The 15,201-nt window shown below is 72.1% G+C and carries 14 protein-coding genes; 7 read left to right on the top strand and 7 right to left on the bottom strand.

Features of this window, described 5'->3' with window-relative positions; genetic code table 11:
• Window positions 1-233: 233 nt before the first annotated feature.
• From EV190_RS19765 to EV190_RS19750, 4 genes are all read left to right on the top strand, one after another.
• Window positions 234-1,064: a M23 family metallopeptidase gene (locus EV190_RS19765; protein WP_133743085.1), complete on the top strand. Its 831-nt coding sequence runs from the start codon at window positions 234-236 to the stop codon at window positions 1,062-1,064.
• Between the two features lie 60 nt (window positions 1,065-1,124).
• On the top strand, window positions 1,125-1,601 hold the full coding sequence (locus EV190_RS19760; protein ID WP_133743084.1) for a (2Fe-2S) ferredoxin domain-containing protein: 477 nt from the start codon (window positions 1,125-1,127) through the stop codon (window positions 1,599-1,601).
• A 475-nt stretch (window positions 1,602-2,076) separates the two neighbouring features.
• Window positions 2,077-2,676, top strand: a complete 600-nt coding sequence (locus EV190_RS19755; protein ID WP_133743083.1) for a TetR/AcrR family transcriptional regulator — start codon at window positions 2,077-2,079, stop codon at window positions 2,674-2,676.
• A 119-nt stretch (window positions 2,677-2,795) separates the two neighbouring features.
• Window positions 2,796-4,406, top strand: coding sequence for an MDR family MFS transporter (locus tag EV190_RS19750; RefSeq protein WP_133743082.1), 1,611 nt, complete (start codon window positions 2,796-2,798; stop codon window positions 4,404-4,406).
• A gap of 60 nt (window positions 4,407-4,466) precedes the next feature.
• Here EV190_RS19750 and EV190_RS19745 read toward each other — a convergent pair whose 3' ends face one another.
• Window positions 4,467-6,344 (bottom strand): ABC transporter ATP-binding protein, encoded by a 1,878-nt coding sequence (locus EV190_RS19745; protein WP_133743081.1) that lies wholly within the window; start codon window positions 6,342-6,344, stop codon window positions 4,467-4,469.
• 136 nt (window positions 6,345-6,480) lie between these two features.
• Window positions 6,481-6,984, bottom strand: coding sequence for an adenylyltransferase/cytidyltransferase family protein (locus tag EV190_RS19740; protein WP_133743080.1), 504 nt, complete (start codon window positions 6,982-6,984; stop codon window positions 6,481-6,483).
• Window positions 6,985-7,866: 882 nt separating this feature from the next.
• Here EV190_RS19740 and EV190_RS19735 point away from each other — a divergent pair.
• Genes EV190_RS19735 through EV190_RS19725 form a run of 3 tightly spaced genes read left to right on the top strand, consistent with a single transcriptional unit; the run spans window position 7,867 to window position 11,098 of the window.
• Window positions 7,867-9,078, top strand: coding sequence for an IS701 family transposase (locus EV190_RS19735; RefSeq protein WP_133743079.1), 1,212 nt, complete (start codon window positions 7,867-7,869; stop codon window positions 9,076-9,078).
• A 46-nt stretch (window positions 9,079-9,124) separates the two neighbouring features.
• Entirely contained in the window at window positions 9,125-10,636 is a 1,512-nt protein-coding gene (locus EV190_RS19730) for an ATP-binding protein (protein ID WP_166655509.1), read from the top strand.
• Window positions 10,637-10,690: 54 nt separating this feature from the next.
• On the top strand, window positions 10,691-11,098 hold the full coding sequence (locus EV190_RS19725) for a nuclear transport factor 2 family protein (RefSeq protein ID WP_133743077.1): 408 nt from the start codon (window positions 10,691-10,693) through the stop codon (window positions 11,096-11,098).
• Window positions 11,099-11,212: 114 nt separating this feature from the next.
• Here the strand turns inward: EV190_RS19725 and EV190_RS19720 are convergent, their stop codons facing one another.
• The 5 genes from EV190_RS19720 to EV190_RS19700 all read right to left on the bottom strand — a co-directional run bounded on the left by EV190_RS19720 (window position 11,213) and on the right by EV190_RS19700 (window position 15,190).
• Window positions 11,213-12,247: an aldo/keto reductase gene (locus EV190_RS19720; RefSeq protein WP_133743076.1), complete on the bottom strand. Its 1,035-nt coding sequence runs from the start codon at window positions 12,245-12,247 to the stop codon at window positions 11,213-11,215.
• A 66-nt stretch (window positions 12,248-12,313) separates the two neighbouring features.
• The gene (locus EV190_RS19715; protein WP_133743075.1) at window positions 12,314-13,153 is read right to left on the bottom strand and encodes a MinD/ParA family ATP-binding protein; all 840 of its coding nucleotides are present in this window, start codon (window positions 13,151-13,153) and stop codon (window positions 12,314-12,316) included.
• Window positions 13,150-14,415: a PP2C family protein-serine/threonine phosphatase gene (locus tag EV190_RS19710; RefSeq protein ID WP_133743074.1), complete on the bottom strand. Its 1,266-nt coding sequence runs from the start codon at window positions 14,413-14,415 to the stop codon at window positions 13,150-13,152. The genes EV190_RS19715 and EV190_RS19710 overlap by 4 nt, the downstream gene beginning before the upstream one ends.
• A gap of 13 nt (window positions 14,416-14,428) precedes the next feature.
• Window positions 14,429-14,860, bottom strand: coding sequence for an ATP-binding protein (locus EV190_RS19705; protein ID WP_133743073.1), 432 nt, complete (start codon window positions 14,858-14,860; stop codon window positions 14,429-14,431).
• Window positions 14,861-14,869: 9 nt separating this feature from the next.
• Window positions 14,870-15,190, bottom strand: a complete 321-nt coding sequence (locus EV190_RS19700) for an STAS domain-containing protein (RefSeq protein WP_133743072.1) — start codon at window positions 15,188-15,190, stop codon at window positions 14,870-14,872.
• Between the last annotated feature and the right edge of the window lie 11 nt (window positions 15,191-15,201).

Here is a 15,201-nt window from a genome sequence, read left to right as displayed (position 1 = left end):
AGGCCCTGGCCCGCGCCCGCCGCGCCCTCACCGAACTCCACGTCGGCGGCATGCCCACCGCCACCCCCTTCCACCAAGCCGTCCTCACCGACCCCCCCATCGCCCCCCCCCCCCCCCCCCCCCCCCCCCCCCCCCCCCCCCCCCGGGGGGGCCCCCCCCCCCCCCCCCCCCCCCCCGGGGGGGCCCCCCCCCCCCGGGGGGGGGCCCCCCCCCGCGGCCGCGATGATGGGGGAATGCCCCATTCGCTCCACGTCCCCCGCGCCTCCGCGCCCCGGACGCCGGTCCTGCTGGCCAGGGTGCGCGTGCCGTTCATGTGGGTCGGCACGCTCCTGCTGGCGCTGGGCGGGTTCGCGGGGGCGCCCTGGTGGGCGCGGATCCCCGTCTTCGCCGTCGCGCTCGCCGTGTACCTGCGCGTGGGCCTGGTCCGGGGCGAGCCCCGGGTGGTCGCCCCGCCGGTGCGCGGGCGCTGGACCGCGCTGGCCGGCCCCGCCGACCGGGTCCCAAGCCAGGGGTCGCACGCCTACGGCCAGAGCTACGGCCTCTCCCTCGTCGCCGAACCCGCCGACGGCTCGCGCCCCGACATCGCCTGGCGCCCGCTCAGCCGCGCCCCCGGCGAGTTCCCCGGCTTCGGCGCGCCCGTGTACGCGCCCGCCGACGGCGTCGTGCTGCGGGCCCACGACCGGATGCGCGACCACCGCAGCCGGACCTCGTGGCCCTGGCTGCTCGCCATGGCCGCCGAGACGGCGCTGCGCGAACTCCGAGGCCCCACAGGCCTGCTCGGCAACCACGTGGTGATCGATCTCGGCGACGGCTCGTACGCGCTCCTGGCGCACCTGAGGCGCGGCTCGGTCCGGGTGCGCGCGGGCGAGCGGGTCGCCGCCGGCCAGGAGATCGCCGCCTGCGGAAACTCCGGGGCCTCCACCGAACCCCAGGTGCACTTCCAGCTGATGGACCACCCGCGAGCGTGGCTCGCGGCGGGGCTGCCGTTCCGCTGGGCGCCGGGGAGCGCCGAGCCGCTCCCTGCGGGCGGTGTGCCCAAGGCGTGGACCCCCTTCGAGGTATAGGGCGCTGAGCTGGGCGATTACCGTGTGAGAGAGACGCGGCGGGGCAGGGAGGGGGCCTTGATGACATCGGTGGGACAGCCGTGCCGACTCGTGGTGTGCCGGGGATGCTGCTGCGGGACGAAGAAGAAGCGCCCGGGAGTGGACCACAAGGGTCAGCTCGCGCGGCTCAGCGCGCTGCGCGACCACGAGGGCCGTGCGGTCCCCGTGCGGGTGAGCAAGTGCCTGGGCATCTGCTTCAAGGCCAACGTGGTGGTCGTCCAGCCGTCGTCGCGGGGGCGGGCCGAGGGCGGGCGGCCGGTCTGGCTCGGCGACTTCACGGAGGACCGCCTCGTCCGGGAGCTGGACGACTGGGTCTTCGCGGGAGGCCCGGGCGCGGCGCCCCTCCCCGAGGCCCTGGAGCAGCACGTGACCAGCAAGGACGCCAAGAAGCCGAAGAAGTCGAAGAAGTCCAAGAAGGACAAGAAGGACAAGAAGAAGGGCGAGGCCGGGAGGAAGAAGCGCGACGCCAAGCCCGGCAAGAAGCCCGGGAAGGGCTAGGGAAGCTCCGGCGCGGGGTGGTTCGGCGTGCCGGTGCTTCGGGTGGGTCTTTCGGCCTCGCGCCACGCGGATCGCGAGGTCACGGCGAGCAGCGATGGCGGGCGGGGCCGGGGCCGCGCCCATGATGACCGTTGTGCGAGGGTTTCGTCGGTGGTCTTGGGCTTTCTGCCCGTTTCGGGGACCGGAGGGGCGGAAAGCCCATGATCATTCAGTGCGAGGGCGGGACCGGTCCCACCCTCCGGGACCCCGTGATCCGCGTGGAGTGCGGCCGGAAGGCCTACCTGAAGTACCCCCGTACGCTGGTCTCCCCGCGCCGGAGATCCCATGAAGGGCCTCCGACGGGGTTGTCCGGAGGCGTTTCCGGTGGGTTCCGTCCTTCCGGGCGCTCCCGAGTGTGTGCGAAAATGGTGCATATTGTGAATTTTTGCGGATTGTGCAAATTTTCCCATGGTGCAATGATTCGGGTGTGGAAGAGATGAGCGAGCTCGGACTGCGTGAGCGGAAGAAGCGCGAGACCCGCAGGTCGCTGAGGCGGCACGCGTTGCGGCTCGTGGCCGAGCGCGGGGTGGAGGGCGTCACCGTCGAGGAGATCGCGGCCGCCGCCAACGTGTCCCCGCGGACCTTCTTCAACTACTTCTCCTCGAAGGAGGAGGTCCTCTTCGGCGAAGGCCCGCCGAGGCCCGACGAGCGGGCGCTGGCGGCCTTCGCGGCGGGAGGGCCCAGCGGGGTGCTGATCGAGGACCTCAAGATCTGCATGCTCGCTCCGCTGGAGGAGTACTCGCCCTCCCTCGAGGAGGTCCGCATGGCCAAGCGCGTGCTGCACGGCGAGCCGCAGCTGATGCGCGCGTTCCACGCGGGCTTCGCCACGTTGGAGCAGGCGCTGGCCGGGGCCGTCGCCGAGCGCACCGGGGACGACCCCGCGGACGTCAGGCCCCAGCTCACCGCCGTGATCGGCGTCGCGGCGCTGCGCTTCTCCATGCGCCGGTGGGTGTCGGGCGAGCACGCTCACTCGGACTTGGGCGACGTCCTCGCCGCCGCCTTCGACGAACTCAAGAAGGGCTTCTCCGGGACCTGACCCCGCCCGGCCGAACGCCACGCCGCGCCGCCTCGGGCCCGCCCCCGGACGCGCGGCCCACACGGCCACCGCGGCCGCGCACCGGCGCGGCCGGCCAGAACACCGGGAGTATCCGCACCATGGCAACCCCCCGCGCGGGCGAGGCGCCCGCCGCACCCGACCGGACCCCGCCGCAGGCCGACCTGACCAAGCGGCAGATCCTGTGGGTCTTCGTCGGCCTCATGCTGACGATGCTCCTGAGCGCGCTCGACCAGACCATCGTCGGCACCGCGCTGCCCACCATCGTCGGCGAGCTGCACGGCCTGGAGCAGCTGTCCTGGGTGATCACCGCGTACATGCTCGCGGTCACCATCGGCATGCCGATCTACGGCAAGGCCGGGGACCTCTTCGGACGCAAGAGCGTCTTCATGTTCGCGATCGTGGTGTTCCTGGTCGGGTCGGTGCTGTCCGGCATCGCCCAGGACATGACGCAGCTGATCCTCTTCCGCGCCGTCCAGGGCATCGGCGGCGGCGGTCTGATGATCGGCGCGCAGGCGATCATCGCCGACATCGTCTCGGCCCGTGAGCGCGGCCGGTACATGGGCCTCATCGGCGCGGTCTTCGGCCTGTCGTCCGTGGCGGGCCCGCTGCTCGGCGGCTTCTTCACCGACCATCTCAGCTGGCGCTGGATCTTCTACATCAACATCCCGTTGGGCGCGGTCGCGCTGGCCGTCGTCGCCGTCGTGCTCAAACTGCCCAGACGCACGGGGCCCAAGCCGAAGCTGGACTACCTGGGCGCGCTGCTGCTGGCCGCGGCCAGCACGGGCGTCGTGCTCGTCACCAGCTGGGGCGGCGGCCAGTACGACTGGGACAGCCCGGTCATCATCGGCCTGTCCGTGTTCGCGGTGGTCGCGGCGGCCCTGTTCGTCGTGGCCGAGCGGTTCGCGGCCGAGCCGATCATCCCGCTGGAGCTGTTCAGGGACCGCGACTTCGTGCTCACCGCGCTGATCGGCGTGAGCGTCGGCATCGCCATGTTCTCCACGGTCTCCTACCTGCCCACCTTCCTGCAGATGGTCAACGGGGCGACCGCCACGGAGTCCGGCCTGCTGATGATCCCCATGGTCGTGGGCATGCTCACCGCCACCATCGGCACCGGTCGGCTGATCACGGCCACCGGCCGGTACCGGGTCTACCCGATCCTGGGCACCGCGGTCATGGCCGCCGGCCTGCTCCTGCTGTCGCGGATCTCGTACGAGTCGCCCTACCTGTTCAACGCCGCCGGGATGCTCGTCCTGGGCCTCGGGGTGGGCGCGGTCATGCAGAACCTGGTGCTGATCGTCCAGAACAGCGTGCCCCGGCGGGACCTCGGGGCGGCGACCTCCGCGCACAACTACTTCCGCCAGATCGGCGCCTCTCTCGGCATCGCCGTGTTCGGCACGGTTTTCGTCAACCGGCTCACCGACCAGCTCGCGGGAGCCCCCGCCGAGGTCACGAGCGGACTGGCCCGGGGAGGCGGGGGAGAGGCGGGTATCAGCGCGCTCACGCCCGAGCTGCTCAAGTCCCTGCCCCCGCAGGCGCAGGAGCTGATCGGACGGGCCTTCGCCGAGGCGATGCCGCCGATCTTCCTCTACGCGGCGCCCATCGCGCTGGCCGGTTTCCTGCTCGCCTTCCTGATCAGGGAGAAGCCGCTGGCGCGCGGCACGGGCGGCGCCGAGGAGGCGGAGCCCGGGAGCGCGCCGGCCGGGTCCTGACCCGCGGGGCTCCCCGAACACCCCGCCGGGACGTTCGGGGAGCCCCGCTCCCTTCGGGGTTCAGGCTCTGCTGTGCCTGGCCTGCGGCGCGAACTGGGTCCGGTAGAGGGCGGTGTAGAGTCCGCCGCGCGCCAGCAGCTCGTCGTGGGTGCCGCGCTCCAGGACGCGGCCGTCCTCCAGCACCAGGATCAGGTCGGCCTCGCGCACGGTGGCCAGCCGGTGCGCGATCACCAGCGAGGTCCGCCCGGCCAGCGCCGTGGCCAGGGCCTCCTGCACCGCGGCCTCGGACTCGGAGTCCAGGTGCGCGGTGGCCTCGTCCAGCACCACCACCGCCGGAGCCTTGAGCAGCAGCCGGGCGATGGCCAGGCGCTGCTTCTCGCCCCCCGAGAGCCGGTACCCGCGGTCCCCGACCATCGTGTCCAGGCCGTCCGGCAGCGCGTCCAGCAGCGGACCCAACTGCGCGGCGCGTACGGCCGCGATGATCTCGGCGTCGTCGGCGTCCGGGCGCGCGTACCGCAGGTTCGCCCCGATGGTGTCGTGGAACAGCTGGGTGTCCTGGGTGACCACCCCGATCGCGTCGCGCAGCGACCGGCCGCGCACGTCGCGCACGTCCACGCCGCCGATGCGCACCGTCCCCTCGGTGGGGTCGTACAACCGGGACACCAGGTGGGTCAGCGTCGTCTTGCCCGCTCCCGAGGGGCCGACCAGCGCCACCAGCCGCCCGGCCGGCGCGGTGAACGAGACGTCGCTGAGCACCTGCGTGTCGTCGGCGCTCTCGGGCTGGGGGACCAGTTCCAGGGACTCCAGCGAGGACTCGGAGCCCGGGTAGCGGAAGGAGACCCGGTCGAACTCCACCGCGGGCGTCCCCCCGGGCAGGTCGACGGGGTCGGCGGGTTCGGGGACCATCGGCTCCAGGTCGAGGATCTCGAACACGCGCTCGAAGCTGACCAGCGCCGTCATGATGTCCACCTGCACGTTGGACAGCGCGGTGATGGGGCCGTACAACCGGGTCATCAGGGTCGCCAGCGCCACGAGGGTGCCCACCTCGAACGCTCCGCTGACCGCCAGGTTGCCGCCCACGCCGTAGACCATCGCGGTGGCCAGCGCGGTGAGTAGCCCGAGCATCGAGAACAGCAGCCCGCCGTACAGGGACTGGGTGACCCCGATGTCGCGCACCCGCGCGGCCCTGGAGGAGAACGAGGCGCTCTCCTCCTCGGGGCGGCCGTACAGCTTGACCAGCATCGCGCCGCCCACGTTGAACCGCTCGGTCATCAGCGAGCTCATGTCCGCGTTCAGCTCCATGCCCTCCCGGTACACCCCCGCCAGGAGGCGGCCCAGGTACTTGGCGGGCAGGAGGAACAGGGGGACCGCCAGCAGCGCGGTCAGGGTGATCTGCCAGGACAGCGCGAACATCGCGCTGAGCACCGCGACGGAGCTGATCACGTTGGAGACCACCGACTGCAGGACCGAGGTGACGGCCTTCTGCGCGCCCACCACGTCGGTGTTCAGCCGGCTGATCAGCGACCCGGTCTGGGTGCGGGTGAAGAAGGCCAGCGGCATGCGCTGCACGTGCGTGAACACCTGGGTGCGCAGCAGGTAGATGACGCCCTCGCCGATCCGCGCGGACAGCCAGCGTCCGGTCAGCCCGAGCGCGGTCTCCAGCAGGGCGAGCCCGGCCACGGCCATGGCCAGCCAGGTCACCAGAGAGGGGTCCCGGCCGCCGATCCCGTGGTCGATGATCGCCTTGAGCAGCAGCGGGTTGGCCACGATGATGCTCGAACTCACCGACGTCACCAGCAGGAACGCCAGGATGCTGACCCAGTGCGGGCGGGCGTACCCGATGATCCGTCGGACGGTGCCCGGCCGCACCGAGGCGTTCTTGGCGGAGCCGTCGTTGACCAGCGCCCGGAACGTGGGCGGACCACCCATCATCCTCATATCACTCCTTGCGCGAGAGACCGGGGGGGGGAGGACACCGTGTCACGGGCGTCACCCAGGAAGAACACGCGGCTCGAGCGGGCTCTTCCCCGCGGCGGACGCGTCCGGGCGACGGGAAGCGGGCCGGGACGGAGGGTCACAGGGACCGGGCCAGCTGCCCCAGTGTCGCGCTGGTGGAGCGGCCCAGTGTCAACGGCAGCTCCAGGGCGGCCGCGTCCAGCGCGTCCGCGCCGCGCCGCTTGGCCTCGGAGTAGGGGTCGCCCTCGGTGTAGGCCAGCGCCGCGGGCCGCAACGGCCGCAGCAGGTCGGCGTAGTGCTCCCAGCTGGTCGCCTCGGGCGGGCCCGACACGATGAACACCCCGTCCACGCAGGCCAGCGCGGCGAGCATCTCGGCGCGCTCCCCGGCGGGGTTGACCGGGCGCTCGGGGCCCTTCCAGGCGCGCACCCGCTCGTCGGACTCCACCCCGACCAGGAGGGGGAAGCCCCGCTCTCGCACGCTCCCCAGGTACCGGACGTGCCCCACGTGCAGGATGTCGAAAGCCCCGGTGACGATGGCGGGCCGCTCCGTCGCGGCGGGCCGGGAGACCCAGTCCAGCGTCAACGAAGGCGCGGCCTCCCGCACCGGCTCGGTTCCCGTCATTTCCCACCCATCGAAAGCCCCGGCCACACGACCGCGCGTGTCGGCGTCCCCGCGGTGACGAAGGGGTCCGGACACGCGGTCCTGACCATCGAAGATACCTCTGTCCGGACTCTGCTTCGCCGGTAGGCCCCGCCGGAAGGGTCTTCGCCGCGGGTGAGGTGTTCCGCGCCGGCGCTTTCCCGGTGTTTCGGGGAACGCCCCGCTTCCGCGTCGGCGGGATCAGCGCGGGACTTGTGTGGAGAGGTCTGATGAATTATCCGAATCCCTTTTCCGGGCGTATTGGCGGAAGGTTCCCCTCAAGGCGGCCGGGCGGGCCGGTCGGATTCTTGATAAACCGGATCCGGCAATGTTCCCACCAGGGAGTCCTTGTTTGACCGGAGAAACTCGCGAGAGTATTTCACTTCTCGCCCCATCCGCTTTCGTGGTCAATCAGTGACAATGCGTAACCAATGATGCGCTGTGTCGCGACTCATTCTCGAATCGTGACCGTTTTCGCCGTCTCTGCGATCATCCCATCATTCGGGATTTCCGAGTTCAAGGTCAATTGGGCCGAAGTCGGCCACAGTATTTTGTTGTCAAGCATCCCGACGCGCTTGAGAATAATTTCGCAAGCGACATTGAACCACCCGGCCGGCTGTGAGGGGTGTGACTGTTGAAATTTCATCCATTCGCGCCCGCGCGGCCGACCGGTGAGGGGGACCCGCGGCAAGGGGGAGCCGATGCGGAGGCCACCCTATCGGGATTCACGGTCGCCGACAGGCGAATGGTTTCCGCCGGGCGCCGCCGCCCGGCGGTATTTCGTCAGGTCGGGTCTCGGGGAGTGCTCCAGGGGTGCTGATAAGGACCTGGAGATCGGAATGGTTCTGGGGAAGGGTTTCTGGGATGCGGCAAGAGGAACTGGAGAAGTTCTGCGACGACCTGTTCGCGGTGCTGCCGAGGCGTGATCAGCGGCGCTGGGCGCACACGTACGTGCGCGGCCTGGTCGGCTGTGAGGGGAAGAAGTCCATCCAGAGCATGTCCTCCATGGTCGGGGAGCGCTGCGCGGACCAGAGCCTCCAGCAGTTCGTCAACCAGAGCACCTGGCAGTGGGAACCGGTGCGCCGCCGCCTCGCGGAGCACGTCGCGGCGAGGACACGGCTGTGCGCCTGGACGATCAACGAGGTCGTCTTCCCCAAGACCGGCCAGTACTCGGTCGGTGTCGACTACCAGTACGCGGGTTCGCTCGGCCGTGCCGTGAACTGCCAGCTGGGACTGACCCTGTCGTACGTGACCGACATCGGGGCGATGCCGCTGGACTGGCGGCTCATGCTGCCCAAGGCATGGGACGACGACGACGCCCGCAGACGCAAGGCCTACCTCCCCGACCACGAGCGGCACCGCCCGCCCTGGTGCGAACTGCTCGCCCTGGTCGACGAGGTGATCGGGGAGTGGGGGCTGCCGTCGGCCCCCCTGGTGGCGGACCTGCGCCACTGCTCGGGGATCGAGGAGCTGACGGCGGCCCTCAACGACCGCGGTGTCGGCTACCTGCTCCGGGTGGGCAGCGGCTTCACGGCCCGGATGGGGGCCTCCCCCGACCCGGTCCAGCGGCCGGGGAGCGTGGCCGTCCGGAGGCCGCGGCCGCTGAGCGGCCCCCACCGGGTGTCGGCCCTGGCGGAGTCGCTGTCCGGTCAGAGCCGCCAGGTCGTACGGCGCGCGCGCGAGGGAGCGGGCCACGAGAGCTGGTCGCAGTTCGTCACCGCGCCGATCCGCCCCGAGCTCCCGGCGGGGCGGGCCCCGGCCCGCCGGGGCCTCGGCGCCATGATCCGGCTCCTGCTCCAGTGGCCCCGGGGCAGACGCCACCCGCAGGCCTACTGGGTGACCAACCAGTCCGACGCCGCGCTGGAGGAGCTGCTCACGCTGTGGCAGAGGCGCCTGATGGCGGAGCGCCACCTGCGGCTCATGCGCGCGAACTTCGGCCTGACCGACTTCGAGGGAAGGTCCTACCGGGGATGGCACCACCACGTCACGCTGGTGGCGATCGCGCACGCCTACGCGGTGCTGTACGGGGTCGAGCCGGCGCGGGCGCTCCTCGACGCGACCGCCGAGACGAGCTGAGCCGGTGCCGCCGGACGGCGGCGCCCGAACGCGAGAAGGGAACCCTGTGACGACCACCCCTCCGCACGGCCGCGCCCTGGCGGCGACGGACCTGCACGGTGTCGAACTGTTCTCCGGCCTGGAGACCGACCAGTACGAATGGCTCGCCTCCGCCGGGGTGGCGGCGGATCTGGCCGACGGCGAGGTGCTCTTCCGCGACGGCGAGCGCGCGGACTGGTTCTGCGTGCTGATCTCCGGCGGACTGGTCATCACCACCGTGGTGGACGGGCGCGAGGAGGTCCTGACCCGGCACGTGGCCGGTGAGGGGCACGGCGCGCGGGAGAACGGCGACAAGCCCTCGGCCGCGCACGGCTTCACCGGGGAGATGCCGCTGCTCATCGGGGGCGACTACGTCGCGACCGCGACGGCGGTGGGCCGCTCCCTGGTCGCCCGGTACGACAGGGACGCCTTCCTGGAGATGATGGTCCGCTGCCCGCGGGTCACCAGGACCCTCATCCCGGTGCTGGCCTGGCGGATCCACTCCTCGGAGGTGCAGGCCGGACAGCGGGGGCGGCTCAACGCCCTGGGCACGCTGGCCGCCGGGATCGCGCACGAGCTGAACAACCCGGCGGCCGCGATGGCCCGCTCGTCGGCCGACCTGGCGGCGGCGCTCCCGCAACTGGAGGAGCGCGCCCAGGCGTGGGGGGCAGCGGCGTCGGAGGCGGAGCGCGCGGCCGTGGCCGCGGCGCGGGAGGAGATCCTGGGCCGCCCCCCGGCCAGCGGTCCGCGCGACGCCCTGGACGCCGCCGAGGTCGAGGACGAGGTGTCCGACTGGCTCGACGGCCACGGCCTCGCCCGCGCCTGGCGGCTGGCCTCCGCCGTCGTCGACCGGGGCCTGGACGCGGACTGGCTCGACGCGCTCGCCCGGGGGATGCGCTCCGAGACGGTGGTGCCCGCCCTGGAGTACCTGGACGTCTCCCTGGCGGCGGCGAACCTGGCGGGCGAGGCCGGTGAGGCGGGGGCGCGGGTGTCCGCGCTGGTGGGCGCGGTCAAGGAGTACACCAACCTGGACCGCGCGCCCGAACAGGAGGTCGACCTGGTCCAGGGGTTGGAGTCGACGCTGGCGATCCTGCGCCGCAAGCTGTCGGGGGTGGCGGTGTCCCGCGACTACCAGCCCGACGTGCCCGTCGTCCTGGGCTACCCCGGCGAGCTCAACCAGGTGTGGACCAACCTGATCGACAACGCCGTCGACGCGATGGAGGGCGGGGGGAGCCCGCCCGAGCTGGGCGTCGTCGTGCGGCTGGAGGGAACCTGCGCGGTGGTGGAGATCGCCGACAACGGGCCCGGCGTCCCCTCCGACGTGCTCCCCCGGGTGTTCGAGCCGTTCTTCACCACCAAGGACGTGGGCAAGGGCACCGGACTCGGGCTGCACCTGAGCCACCGCATCGTGGCCCAGCGGCACAACGGGTCGATCCAGGTGCGCTCGGCCCCCGGGGACACCCGGTTCATCGTCCGGATCCCCGCGGACGGCCCCGGCCCGGGAAGGGTGTGCCGACTGCCGGACACCCCGGGCCGGTAGACCCCGCCGGTCCGTGACCATCGACGGAACCCCTGGCAGAAGAGAGGCGTCCCCTTGAACGAGTCCGCGCTCCCGGCCCACCGCGATCCCGCCGAGGCCGCGCGGGAGCTGTTCCGGCGGCACACCGCGGCACTGGCGGCCCGCGACCTCGACCGCGTCGTGGCGAACTACGAGGAGGACGCCGTCATCGTCCGCTTCGACACCGTGGCCCGCGGCCGCGCCGAGATCCGCGCGTTCTTCGACCGGTACCTCGCCCTGGACCCGGAGCCCCGGGCCGCTGTGGCGGTGAACGTCACCGAGGACGTGGTCACCTACCACGTCCGCCTGAGGCTCGACGGCGAGCCGGTGGACGGATTCGGCACGCTGGTGCTGCGGAACGGCCGCTTCTGGCGACAGACAGCCGCGTTCGTCCCCGCGGTCATCGCGGGGAGCGGTGATTCCAGGCGGGGTCCCGCCCACTGAGGCCTGCTTGTCGGGTTCCGCGTCGAACCCCTTGACGATCTCGACGTCAGCGCCCGGGAATCGCGGATTCCCGGGCGCTGACGTCGAGATCGTCAAGGGTGGCGGACGCGCGGACTAGCGCCAGGCGGGGCGGGCGTCGAGGCGCTGCTCCATGCCGGGGCCGAGGACCAGGTCGGACATCGAGCCGAGGAACTCCACGGGGAAGCCCAGCGACACCCGCGAGACCTTGTCCAGGCCGGCGAGCAGCTCCTCGGGCAGCTCCACGTCCAGGCAGCCGAGGTTGTCCCGGAGCTGCCCGGGGGTGCGGGCGCCGATGATCGGGATGACCCCGCGCGACAGCAGCCACGCCAGCGCCACCTGGGAGGACGAGGCCCCCACCGCTTCGGCGACCCGGGCCACCTCCACCGCGAGCGCGAGCCGGTCCGGGGACAGCTCCTTGGCGCTGCGGCGGCTGTCCACCGCCCCGGTCGCGGCCCGGCCGTCGGCCACGTACTTGCCCGACAGCAGCCCCCCGGCCAGCGGCGCCCAGCCCATGACGCCCATCCCCAGGGACCGCGCCATCGGGACGAGTTCGCGTTCGACCGTCCGCTCGGCGAGGGAGTAGGGGACCTGGATCGTGCTGAACGGGGTGCGGCCCTCCTTCTGCGCCAGGGTCTGGGCGCGCGCGGCCACCCACGCGGGCGTGTCGGAGAACCCCACGTAGTGGGCCTTGCCCGCGCGGACCACGTCGTCCAGGCCGCGCACGACCTCCTCGACGGGGGTGAGACCGTCCCAGGCGTGCACGAACAGCACGTCCACGTAGTCCGTGCCGAGCCTGCGCAGGGAGGCCTCCAGCGAGCGCATGAGGTTCTTGCGCTGGTTGCCCGCGGCGTTGGGGTCGTCGGCGCGGTCGAACAGGGTGTACTTGGTGGCCACCACCCACCGGTCGCGGTCGCCCCTGATCGCCGCGCCCACGTACTTCTCGGCGGTGCCCTCGGTGTACCGGTTGGCGGTGTCGATCAGGTTGCCCCCGGCCTCGGCGAACATCTCGACCTGCGCGGCCGCGTCGGCCTCGGTGGCTCCCCATCCCCAGTCGGTGCCGAAGGTCATCGTCCCGAGGGCGAGTTCGGACACCCTGAGCCCGGAGTCGCCGAGCAGTGTGTAGCGCACGTTGTCCTGTCTCTCCGTCGTTCCGGTCGGATGGGCGGCGCGTCCGGGGGCGCGCCGCCTGCCACGCTAGGGAGCGCCCGGCGGGCGTGTCCCGCGGACCTGACGTTCTCCCGGTGAACATTCGGTTAAGGCGCTCGGCCGGACCGGGGCCTCCAGCAGGCGGTCGGCCACCCGGCCGAAGTGGCCCACGAGCTCGTGCCCGGGGTCGTGCGAGGCCAGGACCCCCGCGCTGGCCAGGTCCGCCATGTCGTCGTGGTAGGGGATGACCCCGGCGACCTCGGCCGCGTAGGCGCCCGGCAGGCGGCTGGCCAGCGCGTCGGAGGCCGATCCGGTCGAGACCATGTTGACCACGACGAGCACCCGCGGGCAGTTCAGCGTGCGGGCCACCGCCACGGACACCTCGGCGCCCCGGTACTCCTGGTGGTCGGGCCGGGTCACGATCAGGACCGAGTCGGCCAGCGCCAGGGCCAGGACGGTCTCGTTGTTCATACCCGGATGGGTGTCCAGCAGCAGCACGTCGAGCCCGCGCACCTCGGCGAAGCGCCGGAAGCCGGAGCTGAGCAGGGCCACGTCGTACTGGCGGCTGACGATGTCGATGATCTTGCTCGGGGGAGCGTGGGAGGGGATGACGAACAGCGCGCCCGGGCACGGGGACGCGCAGGCCAGCCCGGTCAGGTCCCGGGCGGCCTCCTCGATCTGGCAGCCGTTGGAGAGGTAGTCGCCCAGGCAGGGCGCGTCCTCCGCCGTGTCGATGCCGAACAGCACGTGCGCCCCCGGCGCCTGGATGTCGGTGTCGATCACGCCGACGCGCATTCCTCGCGCGGCCAGGAGGACCGCGAGGTTGGCCACCAGGTTGGACTTTCCGGTGCCGCCCCGATAGGAGTGCACCGCGACGATCTGGGTCATGCTTCCTCCGTTGCGCGGTACAGGGCCATCATCGTTATGTCGTCGAACCGGACGGCGCCGCCGCGGAAGTCGACCAGAGCCCGCTCCATGCGGGTCAGCGCGCCCACCGCCGACGGGGGGCCGGGCTCCGTCAGCACCCGGATCATGCGCTCGTCGGTGAAGAACCCGCCGCGCTCGTCCTTGGCCTCGGGGACCCCGTCGGTGTACAGGAACAGCAGGTCGCCCGGTTCCATGTGGGCCATCCCCAGGGAGAACGCGCCCCCCGGGAGCATGCCCACCGCGGGACCGGTGGGTTCCAGCATCCCCAGCACGGTGCTCCCGCGCAGCAGGACCGGCGGGTTGTGGCCGCCGTTGATGTACACGATCGTGCCCTCGGCCGGGTCGAGCACGCCGAAGAACAGCGTCGCGAAGTAGCCCTGCGCCAGGTGGTTCTTGGTCATGTAGTTGTTGGTGCCGGCCACCGCCGCCATCAGCGGTCCGGCCCCCACCGTGCTCAGCAGGGCGCGGTAGCCGTGCGCCTGGGGGCTCGACCCCAGGACGTCGCGGGCCACCAGCTGGGCCATGTCGGACGCGACCAGGTTGGCCGAGCTGCTGTGCTCGGCGGTGTGCCGCAGCAGGCTCCTGATGAGCGCCATGAACAGCGCGGCGCCCACGCCCTTGTCGCACACGTCCGCGATGAGGAACGCGATGCGTCGGCCGTCCACCAGGTCGAACGCGTCGTAGAAGTCGCCGGCGACATCGCGGGCGGGTTCGAAGCGCGCCTCGATCTCCCACCCGCGGGGCTGCGGCAGCGAGACGGGCAGGAACCCCCGCTGGATCTCCCGCCCGATCTGCATCTCGCTCTCGTACTGGGTCAGTGCCGCCGACTCGGCGATGTCGGCGACCGTCCGGCTGAGCATCCTCCGCTCCCGGCACGCCGAGAGGCGGTGGCGGACCAGGGACGGCAGGAAGGGCGGGACGAGGTAGTCGTATCCGGCCCGCACGTGCCGCTCCAGCGACCCCGGGTCCTGGTCGGCGAAGACCAGCACCGCGGAGAGGCCGTCGGGGTCGGCCGCCGCCACGACGGCGGCGATCCGCGTGGTTTCCAGGGCCGCGTGCACCAGGAGCAGGTCGGGCGGTGGTTCGGCGGCCCGGACCCCCGTGACCTGCCCGGGTGTCGCCAGGCGGGTGGTGATCTGGTCCTCCTCCAACGCGGCGGCCAGGTCACCGGCCGTGTCGCCGTCGATCGCATCGCTGATGACCAGCGCGGTGACCGGTGTCATTTTTCCTCCGTGCTCAGCGGGCGGGGTCGCGCCGCATGATCAGTGTGTTCCGGTTGCGGTCGCCTTCGCGCTCGTACTCGAAGTCGTCCAGCATGGTGAAGACCAGGTGCAGTCCGAGCCCGCCCACGGGGCGGCGCGCGAGCGGCACGGCCAGGTCGGGGGCGTGGCACCGGTCCCGGGGGTCGAAGGGCGGCGCGGAGTCGCGGAACCGGATCCACACCCGGTCCCCGTCGGCGCCGCCGTCCACCTCCAGCACGCCCGTGCGGTCGTTCTCGGCGTACCCGTGCGTCACGATGTTGGTGGCGACCTCGTCCGCCGCCAGCCGCATCCGGTACACGGCGGGCGGGGTGAGGAGGCCGTCGACGACGGACAGCACGTATCGGGTGACCAGCTCCAGTGAGGGGACGTCTCCGGGGACCACCACCGGATCGCGCACTGTTGCCATGGCGGCCCCCTAGTCGGCCACGTGCCGGCTCATGGTGATGCTCTGGTCGAACCCGGTGAGCCGGATCGTGCGGCTCACCTCGGGGTTCGCGCCGAGCACCATGACGCGGGTGTCCTCGCCCATCTTCTGGCGGGCGAAGAGCAGGCAGCGCAGCCCCGCCGAGGACATGTAGGAGAGGTTCTCCATGTTGAGGACCAGGAGCTCCAGCGGCCCGGTCGAGGCCTGCTCGATCACCTCCCGGAACATCGGGGCCGTGGCGGTGTCCAGGGACCCGGCCAGCCGGATGGTGGCGGTCCGCCCCGCCATGTCGAGTGTCGCGTCGAAACTCACGGTGGACTCCT

Origin of the sequence: Actinorugispora endophytica (assembly GCF_004363075.1) — a bacterium.
GTDB classification, from domain to species: Bacteria; Actinomycetota; Actinomycetes; order Streptosporangiales; family Streptosporangiaceae; genus Actinorugispora; species Actinorugispora endophytica.
The sequence above is the reverse complement of the archived record's forward strand: the minus strand, read 5'-3'. Positions and strand labels throughout refer to the sequence as shown.